This is a genomic window from Consotaella aegiceratis (assembly GCF_036541425.1).
Lineage (GTDB): Bacteria > Pseudomonadota > Alphaproteobacteria > Rhizobiales > Rhizobiaceae > Consotaella > Consotaella aegiceratis.
In genome coordinates this window covers 1-15,531 of the sequence record NZ_JAZHFT010000065.1, presented here as the reverse complement: position 1 = coordinate 15,531, position 15,531 = coordinate 1, and the positions used below count along the sequence as shown (strand labels likewise).

Here is a 15,531-nt window from a genome sequence, read left to right as displayed (position 1 = left end):
CCGCCACTCTCTGGACCCTCGGCCACCCCTCCTCCTGGCCCACGCCCCCCCATACCACGCCCCCACTCCCGACCCCAAAACTCAACACTCGAGACTTCTGGATCGGCGAAATGACGGAAACGGGGGCCGAAGACAGGTCACCGAAGCCCCGCGCCGAGACGCCTCCCGTTTCGGTAGAGGCGGGTCTGGCAGAGATCTGGACCGCGCTGCTGGGCGTTGCCGAAATCCGCGACACGAATGATTTCTTTGACCTCGGTGGGACGTCTTTGGATCTGGCGGAACTGGTGGAGCGCGTCGCGAACATGTTTGGCGTGGAACTGGGGACGCAGGTCCTTGGCGCCACCCCCCGCTTTGAGGCGCAGGTCGCGCTTCTTCGGGGCCACAGTGCCGCGCCGGCCGGAAAGGTCGGTCCACGCCTGGTGCATATCGGCGCCAGCCGCGGGGCGGGGGAGGCCGTTGTCTTTGTCCACCCAATCGGCGGCTCGATTCTTGGATATCAGGAGATTGCGGACGCCCTGCCTGACTGGATTGACAAGATCGCAGTCCCGGCTCCCGGCCTGTCCTCCGGTACTCCGCTACTGTCGAGTGTAGAGGAGATGGCATCGCACTACCTATCCGAGCTGGAAGGGGTCACGTCGGCGAAGCGCCTGCATCTTGTGGGGTCGAGTTTTGGTGGGTTGGTGACCCATGCCATGGCGATCAGCCTCGAGGGGCGCTGCGGGTGTCATGCCTACTTGCTCGACACCCCCTATCCTGCACATCCAATGCGATATTTTTGGGGTCCGAGGGAGATCTTTTCCCAGATGTTGCCCCATGAGCTACGCGATCGGTTCGAGGTGGCCACCGCCCCGAAGGATCCCGAGGCCGACCTGGTGGCCGCCCTGACCCGCCTCGATCCGCAATTCCGCAACCTGCACGTTGAGGATGTGCGGCGGCGGCTGGCGGTCTTTGCAAGGAACCAAGACGCAATGTTCCGCTATCGGCCTCCGCGCACCAGGACGGGGTTGACCTATCTGCGCGCGCAATCGGCCACGCCCGAGTTCGACTCGCAGCGGGCCGAGCGCGCATGGCTCGCCCACGCGCATGACCCGCAGGCGCACGCGGTCGTTCCGGGCGACCATACCACGATGCTGCGAGATGCAGGCGCGGTTGGGATTGCGCGGATGATCCGCGCGCACCTCCGTCTCGATCCCGAACCCGATGATGCGGTCTGAGGCGTTGCGCCACCCCAGATCGCAGAAGGGAATGACTATGGCTGACATCACATTGTATACAGGGTTGACCCAGGACGGGCGCAAGGTGTCCATCCTGCTCGAAGAGCTGGGCGTCGATTATGACGTGGAGATCATTGATGTGGAGAGGGGCGAGCAAAATGCGCCTGCCTATCGAGCGATAAATCCCAAGGGCAAAATCCCGGCCCTTGTCGACCGCAATGTCGCCAAGGGCGGTGAAATCGTCATCTCCGAATCTGGCGCAATCATGCTGTATCTGGCGGAGAAGTATAACCGCTTCCTGGGGCAGGACATTGCCTCCCGCGCGAAGGTTCTGGAATGGCTCTTCTTTCAATGTGCAGGCCTCGGCCCGATGGCGAGCCAGGGGCACCATTTTCGCTACGGCGCGCCGGACAGGAATGCCTATGCCATCGATCGGTATCGCGCGATGACGGAGCGCTCCTACGGTGCGCTGGACGAGGAGCTCTCGCGATCCGAATACCTGGCCGGTGCGTATTCGATCGGCGACATGGCGTGCTTTGCCTGGGTATACATGGCGAAGTGGCAGGATCTGACGCTCGATCCCTGGCCACATCTGAAGGCGTGGTATGATCGGCTGGCCGAACGTCCGGCGGTGGTGCGCGGCAACAACATCCCGCCCAACAGGATCAAGTCGTCATGACCCGCCCTCGGCAAGTGCCGCTTGTTCGTGGGGGGGCGATGAACTTTGAAGACTACGCTTCCCTTGATGGGTTGGGGCTGGCCGGGCTGGTGCGGTCCGGGGCAACCTCTGCCTCCGAGCTTCGTGCCACGGCGCTCGAGTTCGTGACCGAGGCGAACCCCGGGCTGAACATGATGGCCGAGATTTTCGAGAAGCTGCCGCCGATCGAGCAGCCGGCAGGCCGGGACGCGCCGTTCTACGGTGTGCCAGGGGCGTTTAAGGATATCGCGCTTTATTTCGAAGGCCTGAAATACGAGTTCGCATGCGAGCTAGCGCGGGGCCTTCGCATGAAGGGAACGTCGGTAACTGCCGCGCAATTGGCGGGGGCTGGCTTTTCCCTTCTGGGGCGAACCACAACGCCGGAACTCGGGATTGGATGCGATACGGTTTCGTCCATGTGCGGTCAGACCCGCAATCCGCGCGATTTGTCCCGCACACCCGGAGGGTCGAGCGGGGGGTCGGCGGCGCTGGTTGCCAGCGGCTGTGTGCCGGTGGCGCATGGGTCGGATTCGCTTGGCTCCCTGCGCATTCCTGCCCATTGTTGTGGTGTGATCGGGCTAAAGCCGCCCCGCGGGCTGGGCTCGCGCGCTCCGGGCTGGGGCGGGTTCGGCGATCTGAGTGTGAACCACGTCTTGACCAGATCAATTCGCGACAGTGCGGCGATGCTAGATGTCTTCACGACGGCCGATTCCGGCGGAATGCCATCGATCTCGGCTCCCGGGCGCGGTTATCTGGCAGGCGCGGAAGGTCCGCTGCCGCGCCTCGACATTGCGTCGATTGCTCTGACACACGCGTCGACCTCATGCGACGCAACTGTTCGGGCGGCAGAGCAGTGGACCATCTGCGCGCTGAAAGCGGCCGGGCATCGCGTGACCGAGTATCATGTCGACCTGAGCCTCGATGATCTGGCGGAGGCGCTGGCGGTGGTGGTCGCCTGCAATCAGGCCAGGGCCATTCGCAACATCGCGCACACGATGGACCGAGAGATTCGCCCCGATATGCTTGAAAGCGCGGCCCGTGCGTGCCTGGACTACGAGCGGGAGATCGCGACGACCGAGCTCTTCGCCGCCCTCGATCGGTTCAACGAGCTGTCGCGGCGTCTGAACCAGCTGACGGAGACGTTCGACATTCTGATGATGCCGACCTGCACGCAGGTCGCGCCACCCATCGGGCATCTGGCGCTGGAGCCACATTTCCAGTCCGGCTCGGCCCGGGATGGGCTGAACGCGGCAATGCGGTCGGCGCTGGATTTCATCTATCTCTGCCCGGCCTTCAACATCAGTGGTCAACCGTCCTTGTCTTTCCCCCTGTGGCCCGAAGGTGCAACCCTGCCGGTGGGGATGCAGTTTGTGGCATCGCTCACGAACTCGACGACGCTTTTGCAACTGGGCCGCCAACTTGAGCAGATTGCGCCGCTTCGGGCTCCGGCCCGATGTACTTCGGGCCCCTCTGATGAGATGGAGCGCAACGATGTTTGACCGGTTCTGCCAGCTCGTGGAGCACGCACCGGACACGCCGCTCTACACATTTCTACGGGAAGGGGGAGCCCTGGCAGAGGCCGAAACCTGGACTGCCGCCGAGACCCGCGATAAGATCCAGAGCCTAGCCACCTGCCTGCGCGACATGGTCGAACCGGGAGCACGGGTGCTGATCCTGTTGCCGCCCGGCCTGGAGTTCATCCGTGCGTTTTTTGCCTGCATCCTCTCCGGGGCGATCGCGGTGCCTACCATGCCCGCCAATTTCTCGCGCCATGCTGGGGCGCGGCACCGGATCACGGGTATCTTGGCGAATTCGGGCATCGAAATAGTCCTGCATGACAGCGCAGGCGGTGCCGGGCTGCGGGCTGCGCTTGCTGGGATTGTGCCCGAAGGGGTGCGCTGGCTGGCGACCGATACGGTCGATGCGAGCGGCGGGGACGCGCCTTTTCGGGTCGACCCCGATGCGTTGGCGATGTTGCAATACACATCTGGCTCTACCGGGGCGCCAAAAGGGGTGCAGGTGGGGGTGCGCAACATCATCCACAATGCGCGGGTGATCGAGACAGCGATGGCCTTCGGGCCGCAAAGCCGACTGGTCAGTTGGCTGCCCTTTTTTCACGATATGGGCTTGTTTTCGGGCGTGATCCAACCAATGCTTGTTGGGTTTCCGGCCCTATTGATGCCGCCCGCCACCTTCATTAAATCGCCGGTCTCGTGGTTGAATGCTGTGACGGCGTTCAATGCCAGTGTCAGCGGCGGGCCGAATTTCGCCTATGACCTGTGTGTGTCCAGAATTTCGGATGCAGAAAAGGCCGATCTCAATCTTGGCGGATGGCAGGTCGCCTTCAACGGAGCGGAACCGATCCGCGCGGCAACGCTTGATCGGTTTGCGGCGGCTTTCGAGTCCTGCGGGTTTCGGCGGGAGAGTTTCTATCCCTGTTACGGGCTGGCGGAGGCGACCTTGATGGTGACTGGTGCAGAGGTTGGCCAACTGGTGGAGCGCCGCCACCTCGATCGCGCGGCGCCAAACGGGGACGGTGCCGGGCCGGGGGCCGGCGATGATCCAGGCAGAAGCAGCCTCGAATTGATCGCCAGCGGTCGCGTCCACGAAGAGCGATCTGCGATCGGGAACCGGTGCGCGATTGTCGACCCTGGCACGCTGCGTCCATGCAAACCCCGCGAGGTGGGTGAGATCGTCGTTTCCGGTGACAGTGTCACACGTGGCTACTGGAACAATACCAAGGCCACATCCGAGGCCATCGTCACTTTCGAGCTTCCTGGGGATCCGGGTCCTATGCCCTATCTGCGCACGGGCGATCTGGGGTTCATGGAGGACGGCTACCTGTTTGTCACTGGTCGCCGGAAGGATGTGATCATCCTGCGTGGTCAGAACCTCTATCCCCATGACATTGAGGAGACGTTCGAAGCAGAAACCCAACTGGACGAAAGTGGTGGCTGTGTAGTCTTCGTGTTGGAAGATGCGGCCCAGACACCGGTCCTGGTGCAACAGGTATCCCGCCAGATCTGGCGGCTGCTCAGGCAGGAGACGGGCACAAGAGAGGTCGCGCGGATCAGGGAACGGCTGGAGGCCGCCCGTGCAATGATCAACGCGGAGCATGGTCTTTGGCTCGACCGGATCTGCCTGATCAAGCCGATGACCCTGCCCAAGACAACCAGCGGCAAGGTCCAGCGCGCGGCCACGCGCGCGCTTTACGAGGCGGGTGAGTTGCGTGTGGGACTGGAGCTTGCCGAGCCGTCCGATGGTCAGCAGGCGGACATGACCGAGATCACCTGTCCCGTGACACGCAGGGTCTACGACATCTGGTGCGCGGAACTGGGTCGCACGGCCTTCTCTCTGGAGAGGGATTTCTTCGCGCTCGGAGGCAGTTCGCTGCAGGCCGCGCGCATTGTGGCTCGCGTAAACGAGGCCTTCGGGACGGAAATCGAGTTGCTAGATTTTGTCGATCAGCCGAATGTGCCCGCCATTGTCGCTCGCCTGAAGGCACGGTCCGCTTGAACCGCAGAACGGACAGGCTAGGTCGCGTTCTGGGATATGGGAAGGAAAGCGCCCGGGTATGCACCGGTCAGGTGCCCATCCCGAAAAGTCGGCGATCCGCCAACGAGTACGGCAGAAATCCCCGCGGCGGTCTGATCGAAGGATTGGACGCGACCCGCCTCGAAGGCCGGTCTGGGTGGGTTAGCAGTGATCCGGTCTGGGTCGAAGATCAGGATATCAGCCGCGGCCCCCACGGTCAGACAGCCCCGGCCTAACAGCCCGAACCGCGCCGCCAGTTGGCCAGTCAAGCGGTGTACGGCCTCTTCCAGGGGTAGCTTTAGGCGCGCGCGCGCTTCGGACGACAACAGGACGGGAAACATTCCGGCGTTCTGGATCAGCCCCGGCGCAGCGCCGCTGTCACTACCCCCCACCACACTGTGCGGGCAGTCCAGCAACTCACCGATCGTCCGCCAATCCGGGTTGCCCTGAATACGTTGAACCACAAGGTCTTGCCCCACCGAACTCCGGTCCTTGAGGAGGGGAGAGGGGAGCCATTGCTCGGCCAGCGCATCCAGAGGCAGGCCCCGTACCTCGCCGGGGGCGACCACGCGATAACGCTGCTGCTCCTCGGGCCCGGCCGAAAGGAGCCGGTGAAGATCGGAGGCTTCGCGCAGCACGGTCAGTGGGCCCGGCGCGATAGGCATCACCTGCACGGCAACCGACGCGCCGCCACCTGCTTTGTCGCGCAGACGCTCCAGCCGTCTCCGGTGATAGTCTGGGTCGCCGAGTTTCGCAAAGAGCGTCCAGGTGGCCGTCATTCCGAAGCGCAGGCAGAGGGAGATCAACGCATCTTCCAAGTGATCGCGTAGGGGCTCATCGGCGACATTTTCGGGTAGCGCTGTCTGGAGGAGCGCACTAGGTCTCGGGCCTACCAGATCGAGGAGGGATGTCACCTCTAACAATCGCGTCCGCGATGCCCTTCGAAAGGAAACCGACAGGCCCAGGGCGCCCCGATCCAGACCCTCGCGCAGAGCGCGGGCCATCGCAATTATCTGTCTTGGAGTGGGGGCGGCGCGCCCCGACAGATCTGCTCCGACCTGTGCCAGCAATGCGTCGTAGCCCAGATAGCTGGCGAGGTTCAGCGTGCTATTGCAGGTATCGAGCGCCGCAAACGCGGCGTGGATAGAGGGATAGGGATAAGGCAGGGCTGCGGCCAGCCGCGCGCGATCCCAGCCTTCGCCGGCACAGAGATGGTCCAGCATCTGTCCGTGGATCTCGCGCGGCCAAGGCCCCAGGCTGAACCCACAATTGCCCACAATCGCTGTCGTCACTCCGACCCGCGCGAGGGTGGGGGCAGGGGTCCACAGCGCCTCGGCATCCAGATGGGAATGTACATCGATCAGCCCTGGTGCGACAATCCGGCCGGTCGCATTGATGATCTGGCCATTGGCGGGCAAATCGCTGGCAATAGCAGTGATCTGCCCGTCCTCGACCCGCAGATCGGCCCGGTATCTCGGGGCTCCCGAGCCGTCGATCACGGTGCCGCCTCGGATCGTGATTGTGCGCACCGGCGTCCTTAGGCGGCAATCACGATGCAGCGGTGCATTTCCCGGCGCGAGCCAAGGAAGTCGGAAAGCGCACGGTGGATGACAACGCGATTGTCCCACATCGCGAGTGTACCCTTCTTCCAACGGTAGCGGCACGAAAAGAACGGATCAGTAATGTAGCCTGTCAGAAACGACAACAGTGGCGCGGCTTCGGCCTTACTCAAACCTTCGATCTCCTTGGTGGAGCTGGGGCAGAGATAGATGGAGCTACTCCCGCTGACTGGATGGTCGGCTACCAGTGGATGGGCATGGCTGGGGGCCTCATCCCTGGCTCCGAGCAGCTTCAGTTCCATATTCTCCATCTTTGAAAAATGAGTGTTCGACTCGCCGACCTTGTAGGATGTGGACGTGCTGACACCCTGCAATCCCTTCAAAATCTCGCGCATCGTGTCCGATAGGTTTTCATAGGCTAGACGCGTGTTGGAGAAGAGTGTGTCGCCCCCGGTCTCGGGGATATCTACCCCATAGAGAATCGTGTAGGCGGGCGGTGTTTCCAGGAATGGCAGGTCTGTGTGCCACACGCCACCAAAGGTATTGGGTGCCTGCTCGTCCGCCCCCTTCAGCAGACGGGTGACATAGGGCGCGTCCGGCATCGCCGCCACAAACGGCTCCTGCGCCAGAGTGCCAAACCGGGCGGCAAACGCCTGCTGCTGATCGGGCGAGATGTCCTGATTCTCGATGAAGACCACTCCATGACACGCCAGCAGGTCCTGGATCGCGCTGATTTCGGTCCCCGACAAATCGGTCACATCCACCCCGTGCAGAATCGCCCCACATCCGGGCGTGACGTGATCCACCTCGAAGGGCATTGTTTTTTGATCAAGGAACGCTTTTGGGATTCTCAGATCCATGAGGGGCAGCCTCCAGTTGAGCGCGCAGGTATTCGAGGGTTTGTTGCGAAATCACGATGTTGGGTTTGGTCTGGTTCTGATCCGCTCCGCGCGCCTGGATCTGATCCTGAAAGGCGCGGTGATGCGAACCCAACGGCACCAGCAACACCTCGGGCAGATCGATCAGGCCCCGCACCCGGTAATGCTGATAAAGATCGTTGGCCGCTCGCATTTGCTGGTCCAGAATCTGCTGCAGGCCCATAACACGGGGGCGTACCATATCCAGCGTTTCGGTCTCGAACGCATAGACATAGCGCAGCGCGTCCGGATCATGCGCAACAAAGCACGGCCCGTCCTTCAGCTCGGGGTAGTCTGCGTGGTGGCGCACAGCGTCCAGTACGGAACGGATGTGATGTTCTTGCGTCATTTCATGCGCAACGCTCAGGACAGCCTGCGCCCGTCCAATTACCTCGAACCGGGGCTGGCCGGCTCCGCGGCAGATCCGCACGACATCTCCGATCCGATATCGGAAGAACCCCGATTGGGGGGATGTTACGATTAGCTCATAGGTCTCGCCCTCCATCATTCGGGATAAGGGTACGATGTCGGTGCTTCCCGAAACGTCTTCACCACAGTGCAGGGCTTCGAAGAACGTCGACGGGTTGGGGACAAACCGACGGTCTGCGTCAAAGAAGTTGAACCCGAGCGCTGCCTCGGAAGCGCCGTAGGACAGGGTATGGGCCTCCAATCCGTATCGGTCCCGCAGGACCTTCTGGTATTGTGAATAGCCGCCAGTCACGACGCAGATTGCGAAGTCTAGATCCGGCCAGATCCGTGCGAGCTTCTCGCGAAATGGCTGCGCCGTCGCGCAGATCGCCTGCAATTCGGCCAACCGGGTCGGGGTGAGCGGTGGGGCGGCAGCGTCTATCTGTTTCCGCGGATCAGGCAGAGCCGCGACCAAGCCTTCAATCGATTCCTCAAGACACGACAAGAAGCTGATTACCACGTTGGGATAGATCGCAAAGATGTAGCGTAACCGCTGTTGCGACAGCGCATGAGGCAGAATGGCGTGCCAATACTGCGCGCCGACCCCCGCGCTTGCGCATTTCAATGCGAAGGGCACCCGTTCGAGTGTGTCCGAAAACCAGGGGGCAGCCGAACAGGCACTTTCGACAAAGGTGCTGGCCATGGCAATGGGATGGCCTGCCGCAGTCGTGGGAAGACGCTCGACCGGCGTAGGCCGCACCAGGTTGAGATAGGTCTGCCCCTCATCAATCTTGCCGAATACAAGCGCCGCGACATAGGCCGCGCCGGCATGGGTGATCCGGAGGTCGGAATAAAGCGGCACGAGTTTCTGCTTTCCCGGGTTGGTCGACCCGCCGCTCAAGGTCAGCGCGGAAGGCTGACCCGGACCCAGGACATCCGATTCCCCCGCCTCGATCGCCGCGATGTATGGGGCGTAGAATGTATAATCTGTGATCGGCAATTTCCGAAATGCCTCATATCGCGCCGCTGCCGAGGGCGCAGCCAGGAGGGAGGCGAACGCGAAATCCCGCCCGATCCGTGCGCCCTCGCGTGACCTCAGGTACGCGCAAAGAACCACATCCTCAGAGGGCGGCTGCGCCCTTGCGAGATGCCGAACCTGCTCGGAGGCCATTGCAATCAACGTGTTCAACTGATTCGAGGCCAAGAATCCGTCTCCTTGTCCTATCAGGTCCGTCTTCATTCCGGCTGGTCCATCATCCCGGGGCGAAGGAGCGTCTCATTTGGGATGGGCAGATGCCGCTTCGGCATCGGCACGAAAGGCCTCGGTAATCCACGGGACGCGGATGCTTGTGGCAGAACCGACCTTGCGATCCGTCTTCTACCAGCCGCGCGGATTGCTGTCGCAACGAAACGGGATCTGGTACTGGGGATTGAAACAGGTGTCATTCCAGACCTTCCAGCTTCTGCCGCGCCAGATCCGGATCCGTGCGCGCGCAGACCACATGATCAACAGGTATACCGCTCGGGAACACCTTCAGTTCACATTCTCTGTTGGAAATCGGCCTCGATCCATCGACCTATTGATGATGGCACACGCACGACGCTGTTGGAATACTCTATACGAACCTAAACGGGTGTTCCACCACGATTCAGCCCACGCATGGCCGCTTCGGACCGAGTTGCTGCCGGAGGAGCTGTGTCGGTTGAAGGCGCCGGATGAACGGCGGACCCGGTCGAAGAAGATCGTCGCCGGCCTCGCGTTCGATCGCGAGATGGTGGCGGAGATCATTCGCCGGAAACGCTGACGCCGGCGGATGTGCAGGCTGGTTCACGACCTACTCATCGACGACGGCGTGCCCATCTGCGGCGCCCGAACGTTGCGACGCAGACCGTGCCCACAGCACGATTGTATACAACGACGCGATTATCGTGCATTTTCCAGATTGCCAACCATAGGTCGTTTTGAGGCGGCCGAAAACTCAAGTTCCCGGCGCTCGGGCGGTGGCGCAGTGCAAGGTCGTGCAACTCGGCCGAAAGACCGGCGGCGCGCTGCACCGCACGATGGTCTCTGCGATCTTGGTCAGAGTTCCCATAGCGTCGGTGGTGACCAGCGCCAGATCAACTCCAGTCGCTTCAATCGATGGTCGCCCGTCGATTCAGAAGCCGAAATTATGCGACTGTAATGCTAGGAGTCGGAACCTTCATGCGCTACAACGCCCTCAACAAGCCTATGCATCACAGGCTGGGAAGCGAATAAGGACCTGGACACCAAGCCATGATGAACAACTTCAGTCAAAACTACAACTTCCGTGAGGCCGAATCCGCGTTGCTGGCTTATTGGAGGGACAGCCCGATCTACAAATGGGATGAGAGGCTGCCGGCAAAACTCGATTACGTCATCGATACCCCACCTCCGACCGTGTCCGGTACTCTGCATGTGGGCCATGTGTACAGCTATACACAGGCCGATATCATCGCACGGTTCTGGCGAATGCTGGGGCGAAATGTGCTCTATCCCATTGGATGGGACGACAATGGGCTTCCAACCGAACGACTAGTCGAAAAGATAAAGAAGGTGCGCGGCGCCGATATGCCCCGCGGAGAATTCGTAGCCCTGTGCCGCGAAGTAATTCCCAAATACGAAGAGCAATTCCGCCAGCTGTTTTCACGCCTTGGCCTTTCGGTGGATTGGTCGCGCGAATACCAGACCATCTCGGACAATAGTCGCGCGGTGTCGCAGTTGTCTTTTCTGGACCTTTACGAAAAGGGTCTGCTCGAGCGTCGCCTGGAACCGACGCTTTGGGACCCGGCGGATCGAACGGCCATCGCGCAGGCCGAAGTTGAAGAAATGGAACGAACCGGTCTGTTGAACAACATTGCTTTCGGCATCGAAGGCGGTGGCGAAGTAGAGATTGCCACGACACGCCCCGAATTACTGGGCGGATGTGCTGCGCTCATGATCCATCCTGATCACCCGCGTGCTGCCGATCTGGTCGGCAAACGTGCCATCAGCCCGCTTTATGGTGCCCTGGTGCCGATTATTGCGGATGACACCGTGGACAAGGAGAAAGGAACCGGAGTGGTAATGTGCTGCACATTTGGGGATGTTACCGACATCCAGTGGTGGCGGACTCACAACCTGCCCTTGCGCCTTGTGGTAGACGAAGCCGGCAAAATGCTTGAGGTCCCCGCCATAGGGGCGGAGGCATGGCCCGTGGTCGATATGGCGAGGGCCAGGGAGGCCATTGCCGCAGTTGCCGGTCTGAAGATCGCCAAGGCGCGCGAAATGATGCTCAAGTTGCTGAAGGATAGTGGTGACTTGCGAAGTCAGACGGAGACCAATCAGGTCATTCCGGTCGCGGAACGGTCCGGCTTCCCGCTCGAGATCATCGTGACACCACAATGGTTCATCAAGACGCTCGATTTCAAGGAGGAGCTTCTGGCCAAAGGTCGCGAGATCAACTGGCACCCGGCCTACATGCGCCAGAGGTTCGAAAACTGGGTGCAGGGCCTCAAGTGGGACTGGGCCATCTCTCGTCAACGTCATTTTGGCGTGCCTCTGCCTGTCTGGTGCTCTAGGCGTATAGGTGAGGAAGGAAAAATCCTGCTGCCGACGAGGGGCCAATTGCCGGTCGACCCGATTACCGACCTGCCCCAAGGTTACACGGCGGATGAGGTCACGCCGGAAAGGGACGTGTTTGACACATGGGCCACGTCGTCCGTATCACCGCAGCTGATAACGCGGACGGTCTCTGCAGAAAATGGTTATGACCACCAACTGCACGACCGCATCTTCCCGATGGCAATGCGCCCGCAAGCCCACGAGATTATCCGAACATGGGCCTTTTACACCATAGTCAAGTCGCTACATCATCAGAACGAGGTGCCCTGGCGCGACGTGTGTATTTCGGGCTGGTGCCTTGCCTCCGATGGGTCCAAGATGTCGAAGTCAAAGGGCAACATCATAGATCCCAACCAACTGCTGGAGGAATTTGGCGCGGACGTTGTGCGCTATTGGACGGGCACGTCGCGGTTGGGCAACGATACAGCCCTGTCGCCCAACACGCTAAAGCAGGGCAAGCGTCTCGTAACTAAACTCTGGAACGCTTGCAAACTTGCGCATAGTTCCTTCGGCGAGCGCAGGCTGCAAACCGAAACAGTCGCCAAAGACGTGGCCCTGGGCACCATTTCGCACCCACTTGATCTGTGGCTGCTGGGCAAGTTGGCCACGACAATCGAGACAGCCACGGCCAGCATGGAAAGCTACGAATATGCCAACGCCTTCCGAGCGGTCGAGCAATTCTTCTGGTCGGATTTCTGCGACAATTACCTGGAGTTGGTGAAGTACAGGGTGCGCGATATTGCCGATGTCCCGACCGCAGGTCAGTTGTCGGCGCAGCATACCTTGCTGCATGCATGCCGCGCGGTGCTGCGTTTGTTTGCGCCTTTGATGCCCTTCGTGACGGAAACCATCGCGTCCGCATTTGCCCTCCCCGGTGATGAGGCGCACGGAATTCATGCCCGCGGGAACTGGCCCAGGACCGAGGATTATCCGAAATCGGATGCCTCGCATACCCTGGGGGAGGCGGTGGTCGACGTGGTCGCAGCGATGCGCAAGATTAGATCGTCACTGGGTGTGTCCAGGCGTGCAGAGGTTGCCACAATGTACGTATGGCCGATGGCAGACAGCGCAAGCGGACTGGCGGATATGATGGGCCCCGTCGAAAGGGACATTCTCGAGGTTTCCACGGCTGCGTTACTGGTCTTTGCCGAGCCCGAGGGTGAGGCCCGGAATGCTCAGGCCACTTCCGGCACGATCAACGTCGCACTGGCGATGCGCGAGGAGTAGCTGGGTATGGGTATCGGGTGGGACGCCAACAATGCCGTAAGTTCGACCGGTCCAGTGGTGACACAGGTTATTGGAACTGTGCCGCTGCGAGCCCTTGTCTGGTCACATGGTATCCATACCTCTTTAGCGGACCCGCAGCAGCCGGTTTATGTCCTGCTGCATGGATTGGGGGACGGCGCAGATATCTGGCGGGGCGTGGTTGAACACTGGAGCCAGCCTCGCGGAACGATTGTGGCCATCGATCTGCCCGGGCATGGCGGATCGGGCCGCCTGGAACCGCCTTATCGCCGAACGGACATCGCAGACTGTGTGGGAGTGGCGCTACGGGCACTTGGTATTGCAACGCCTGTCCTCATCGGGCATTCCCTTGGGGGACAGATTGCACTCCTCCTTGCTGCTGGATCGAATGTGAGTGTCGCTGGAACCGTGCTGGTGGATGTCGGTGTAAGATCCAAGCCAGAACTTGATCGGATTCTTGTGGAACATATCGACCGATTGATCGAAGGGGCTCTGTCTATAGGAGACTTTGCTAGGTCAATCAAGCAGCATTTGCCCCTGGCGGATCTTGATGTTCTCAACGTAATACTGGCGGACCTTTGTGCTGCGCGCGGAAGCAGGCACGAGTATGCTGTTCCCCTGGATGCGAACATTAAGACTTTGCTGAATGCCGGCGATACCCTCGATATGGGAACGTTGTTGCAACGCATCAGATGCCCTTGTGGTGTCATTCGCGGAGAGATCTCAAGCGTCCTGCCCGAGAAGGATCTGGCCTGGATAGCCGCAAGAACCGGGAGTTTCACGAGAACTGAAGTCGTGCGACTAGCGGGGCATGCTCTTCTGATAGAAAAGCCTGATCGCGTCGCTCAGGCGATCGAGCGCCTGGTCCTGCCCTGGACAAGGGGCGGATGATCAGACCCGCCCTTCCTTGACGCACTTAATTGTCTTGCGTTCCTGTTCTTATGCTCTGTCTGCTCCTGCAGTCTGTCAGAAACGCATCATGGCCGCGGGGATGATCTTGCCAGTTGGGAGAAGCGCCCGCAATGCAGACCGAGACCATTCACGATTTACTTCGTTCGATGCACGGCGACAGTTGCGCTTCGGGAGTCGTGCCGGTTGGGGCATCCTGTTATCTTTATGAAGCCGAGGAGCAATTTGTGCGCGACGCCGTCGGAAAACGCCGCGCAGAATTCGCTGCGGGACGGATGGCCGCCCGGATCGCGTTGCTCAGGCTCGGCATTCCCGGGCAGCCCATCCTTCAGGCCGCGGATCGTAGTCCGATCTGGCCTGCAGGGGTCGTTGGGAGCATCAGCCATGCCATGGGAATTGCAGCAGCTATTGTAACACGGGAAGCGCACCTCGCCGGGTTGGGACTGGATATCGAAGGGGCGACGCCATTGCGCAGCGATCTGTGGCGCCATGTCCTGACTGAAGCGGAGATGAGGACCCGAAGCGCCAGCCCGACCGTAGCGCAACTGCCCCGCTGCAAGTTGACCTTCGTTGCGAAAGAGGCGCTTTTCAAAACTGTTTTTCCGACAAAACGAGTGTTCCTCGGATTTCATGAAGCTCAGGTGGATATCGCTGCAGATGGAACATGGAGTGCTAAACTGGCGGACGCCTACTCTGTGTTACCGCGGAACATGCGCCTCTCCAACGGGCGTTGGGCCTGCACATCAGGCTTGATTCTGGCGACCATGGCTTTGGAAAAGGAACCCGATGTAGCGGCTGAAATCGAGTATCCAGGTCATGCCGGAGATTGATCCCGCTGTCGACTCGAGTTCCGTTTTTCCCTCCGTTTGCCGCCGCGGGTCAGCCCCGACGAATGCCGCCTCACACGGGCAATGCGGTTTGGCTTGGCTGGCCAGCTGTTCAACGCCTGCGTAGCGACCGTGGCCAGTAAGCAAACTAGAACCGTCCATCGATCTATGAATCGAATGTGAAATTACGACCGGCGTGGCGTCTGATTCAAAGTTCTCCTCACAAGAGGGGCACGATGGCCAGAGCGCTGAGCGACGATTTGCGTTCCCTGGTTTGCAGGCTTCATCTGACGGGCTTTCCGCTCGTTAGGCGGCCGCTCAGTTCTTCGTGGGCATATCGACTGCGATCCGCTGGATGGGCCGAGCGAAATTGGGTGAGCGGTCAACACGCGCTTAGGGCTGGCGTCGCGAGTTTTGCATCGATCCGTATGAGGTCTTTGTAGTCGAGATGATCGAAGCGCAGAAAGACATTATACCGCTGAGCGGATGATCTGACTCTGGCGTGATTTGCGTGGCTTCGGCGACCGTGATTCCTTCGTACTAGATGCGACGAGGGAGATGCGGATGGCGTTGGAGATCAGCGACAGATATTCGGCAGG

Annotated in this window: 11 protein-coding genes; 8 read left to right on the top strand and 3 right to left on the bottom strand. The window is 60.7% G+C overall.

Annotation, left to right across the window (positions count from 1 at the left end; translation table 11 throughout):
- The first annotated feature begins 110 nt into the window (after positions 1-110).
- Genes SMD10_RS23480 through SMD10_RS23465 form a run of 4 tightly spaced genes read left to right on the top strand, consistent with a single transcriptional unit; the run spans position 111 to position 5,427 of the window.
- Positions 111-1,214 carry a thioesterase domain-containing protein gene (locus SMD10_RS23480; protein WP_331688176.1) on the top strand — a complete coding sequence of 368 codons (1,104 nt, stop codon included), beginning with the start codon at positions 111-113 and terminating at the stop codon, positions 1,212-1,214.
- A 37-nt stretch (positions 1,215-1,251) separates the two neighbouring features.
- Positions 1,252-1,893, top strand: a complete 642-nt coding sequence (locus tag SMD10_RS23475) for a glutathione S-transferase family protein (RefSeq protein WP_331688175.1) — start codon at positions 1,252-1,254, stop codon at positions 1,891-1,893.
- A 38-nt stretch (positions 1,894-1,931) separates the two neighbouring features.
- Positions 1,932-3,410, top strand: coding sequence for an amidase (locus SMD10_RS23470; RefSeq protein WP_331688174.1), 1,479 nt, complete (start codon positions 1,932-1,934; stop codon positions 3,408-3,410).
- Positions 3,403-5,427 (top strand): AMP-binding protein, encoded by a 2,025-nt coding sequence (locus SMD10_RS23465; RefSeq protein ID WP_331688173.1) that lies wholly within the window; start codon positions 3,403-3,405, stop codon positions 5,425-5,427. Before SMD10_RS23470 ends, SMD10_RS23465 begins: the two co-directional genes overlap by 8 nt.
- Positions 5,428-5,444: 17 nt before the next feature.
- Here SMD10_RS23465 and SMD10_RS23460 read toward each other — a convergent pair whose 3' ends face one another.
- Genes SMD10_RS23460 through SMD10_RS23450 form a run of 3 tightly spaced genes read right to left on the bottom strand, consistent with a single transcriptional unit; the run spans position 5,445 to position 9,533 of the window.
- Positions 5,445-6,974: an amidohydrolase family protein gene (locus SMD10_RS23460; RefSeq protein ID WP_331688172.1), complete on the bottom strand. Its 1,530-nt coding sequence runs from the start codon at positions 6,972-6,974 to the stop codon at positions 5,445-5,447.
- Between the two features lie 8 nt (positions 6,975-6,982).
- A complete protein-coding gene (locus SMD10_RS23455) occupies positions 6,983-7,864 on the bottom strand; it encodes a TauD/TfdA dioxygenase family protein (RefSeq protein WP_331688171.1) in 882 nt (293 codons plus the stop codon).
- Positions 7,833-9,533: a GH3 family acyl-acid amido synthetase gene (locus SMD10_RS23450; RefSeq protein WP_331688170.1), complete on the bottom strand. Its 1,701-nt coding sequence runs from the start codon at positions 9,531-9,533 to the stop codon at positions 7,833-7,835. The genes SMD10_RS23455 and SMD10_RS23450 overlap by 32 nt, the downstream gene beginning before the upstream one ends.
- Before the next feature lie 145 nt (positions 9,534-9,678).
- Between SMD10_RS23450 and SMD10_RS23445 the strand changes: the two genes are divergently transcribed.
- The 4 genes from SMD10_RS23445 (at position 9,679) to SMD10_RS23430 (ending at position 14,935) form a co-directional block, all read left to right on the top strand.
- A complete protein-coding gene (locus SMD10_RS23445) occupies positions 9,679-10,134 on the top strand; it encodes a hypothetical protein (RefSeq protein WP_331688169.1) in 456 nt (151 codons plus the stop codon).
- A gap of 470 nt (positions 10,135-10,604) precedes the next feature.
- Positions 10,605-13,178 (top strand): valine--tRNA ligase, encoded by a 2,574-nt coding sequence (locus tag SMD10_RS23440; protein ID WP_331688168.1) that lies wholly within the window; start codon positions 10,605-10,607, stop codon positions 13,176-13,178.
- Positions 13,179-13,184: 6 nt separating this feature from the next.
- Positions 13,185-14,087 (top strand): alpha/beta fold hydrolase, encoded by a 903-nt coding sequence (locus tag SMD10_RS23435; protein WP_331688167.1) that lies wholly within the window; start codon positions 13,185-13,187, stop codon positions 14,085-14,087.
- A gap of 131 nt (positions 14,088-14,218) precedes the next feature.
- Entirely contained in the window at positions 14,219-14,935 is a 717-nt protein-coding gene (locus tag SMD10_RS23430) for a 4'-phosphopantetheinyl transferase family protein (protein WP_331688166.1), read from the top strand.
- The last annotated feature ends 596 nt before the right edge of the window (positions 14,936-15,531 follow it).

Bases quoted from the DNA above. Each gene is read 5' to 3' on its own strand.
- SMD10_RS23480 (WP_331688176.1), top strand. From the start codon at position 111: ATGACGGAAACGGGGGCCGAAGACAGGTCACCGAAGCCCCGCGCCGAG.
- SMD10_RS23475 (WP_331688175.1), top strand. From the start codon at position 1,252: ATGGCTGACATCACATTGTATACAGGGTTGACCCAGGACGGGCGCAAG.
- SMD10_RS23470 (WP_331688174.1), top strand. From the start codon at position 1,932: ATGAACTTTGAAGACTACGCTTCCCTTGATGGGTTGGGGCTGGCCGGG.
- SMD10_RS23465 (WP_331688173.1), top strand. From the start codon at position 3,403: ATGTTTGACCGGTTCTGCCAGCTCGTGGAGCACGCACCGGACACGCCG.
- SMD10_RS23455 (WP_331688171.1), bottom strand. From the start codon at position 7,864: ATGGATCTGAGAATCCCAAAAGCGTTCCTTGATCAAAAAACAATGCCC.
- SMD10_RS23440 (WP_331688168.1), top strand. From the start codon at position 10,605: ATGATGAACAACTTCAGTCAAAACTACAACTTCCGTGAGGCCGAATCC.
- SMD10_RS23435 (WP_331688167.1), top strand. From the start codon at position 13,185: ATGGGTATCGGGTGGGACGCCAACAATGCCGTAAGTTCGACCGGTCCA.
- SMD10_RS23430 (WP_331688166.1), top strand. From the start codon at position 14,219: ATGCAGACCGAGACCATTCACGATTTACTTCGTTCGATGCACGGCGAC.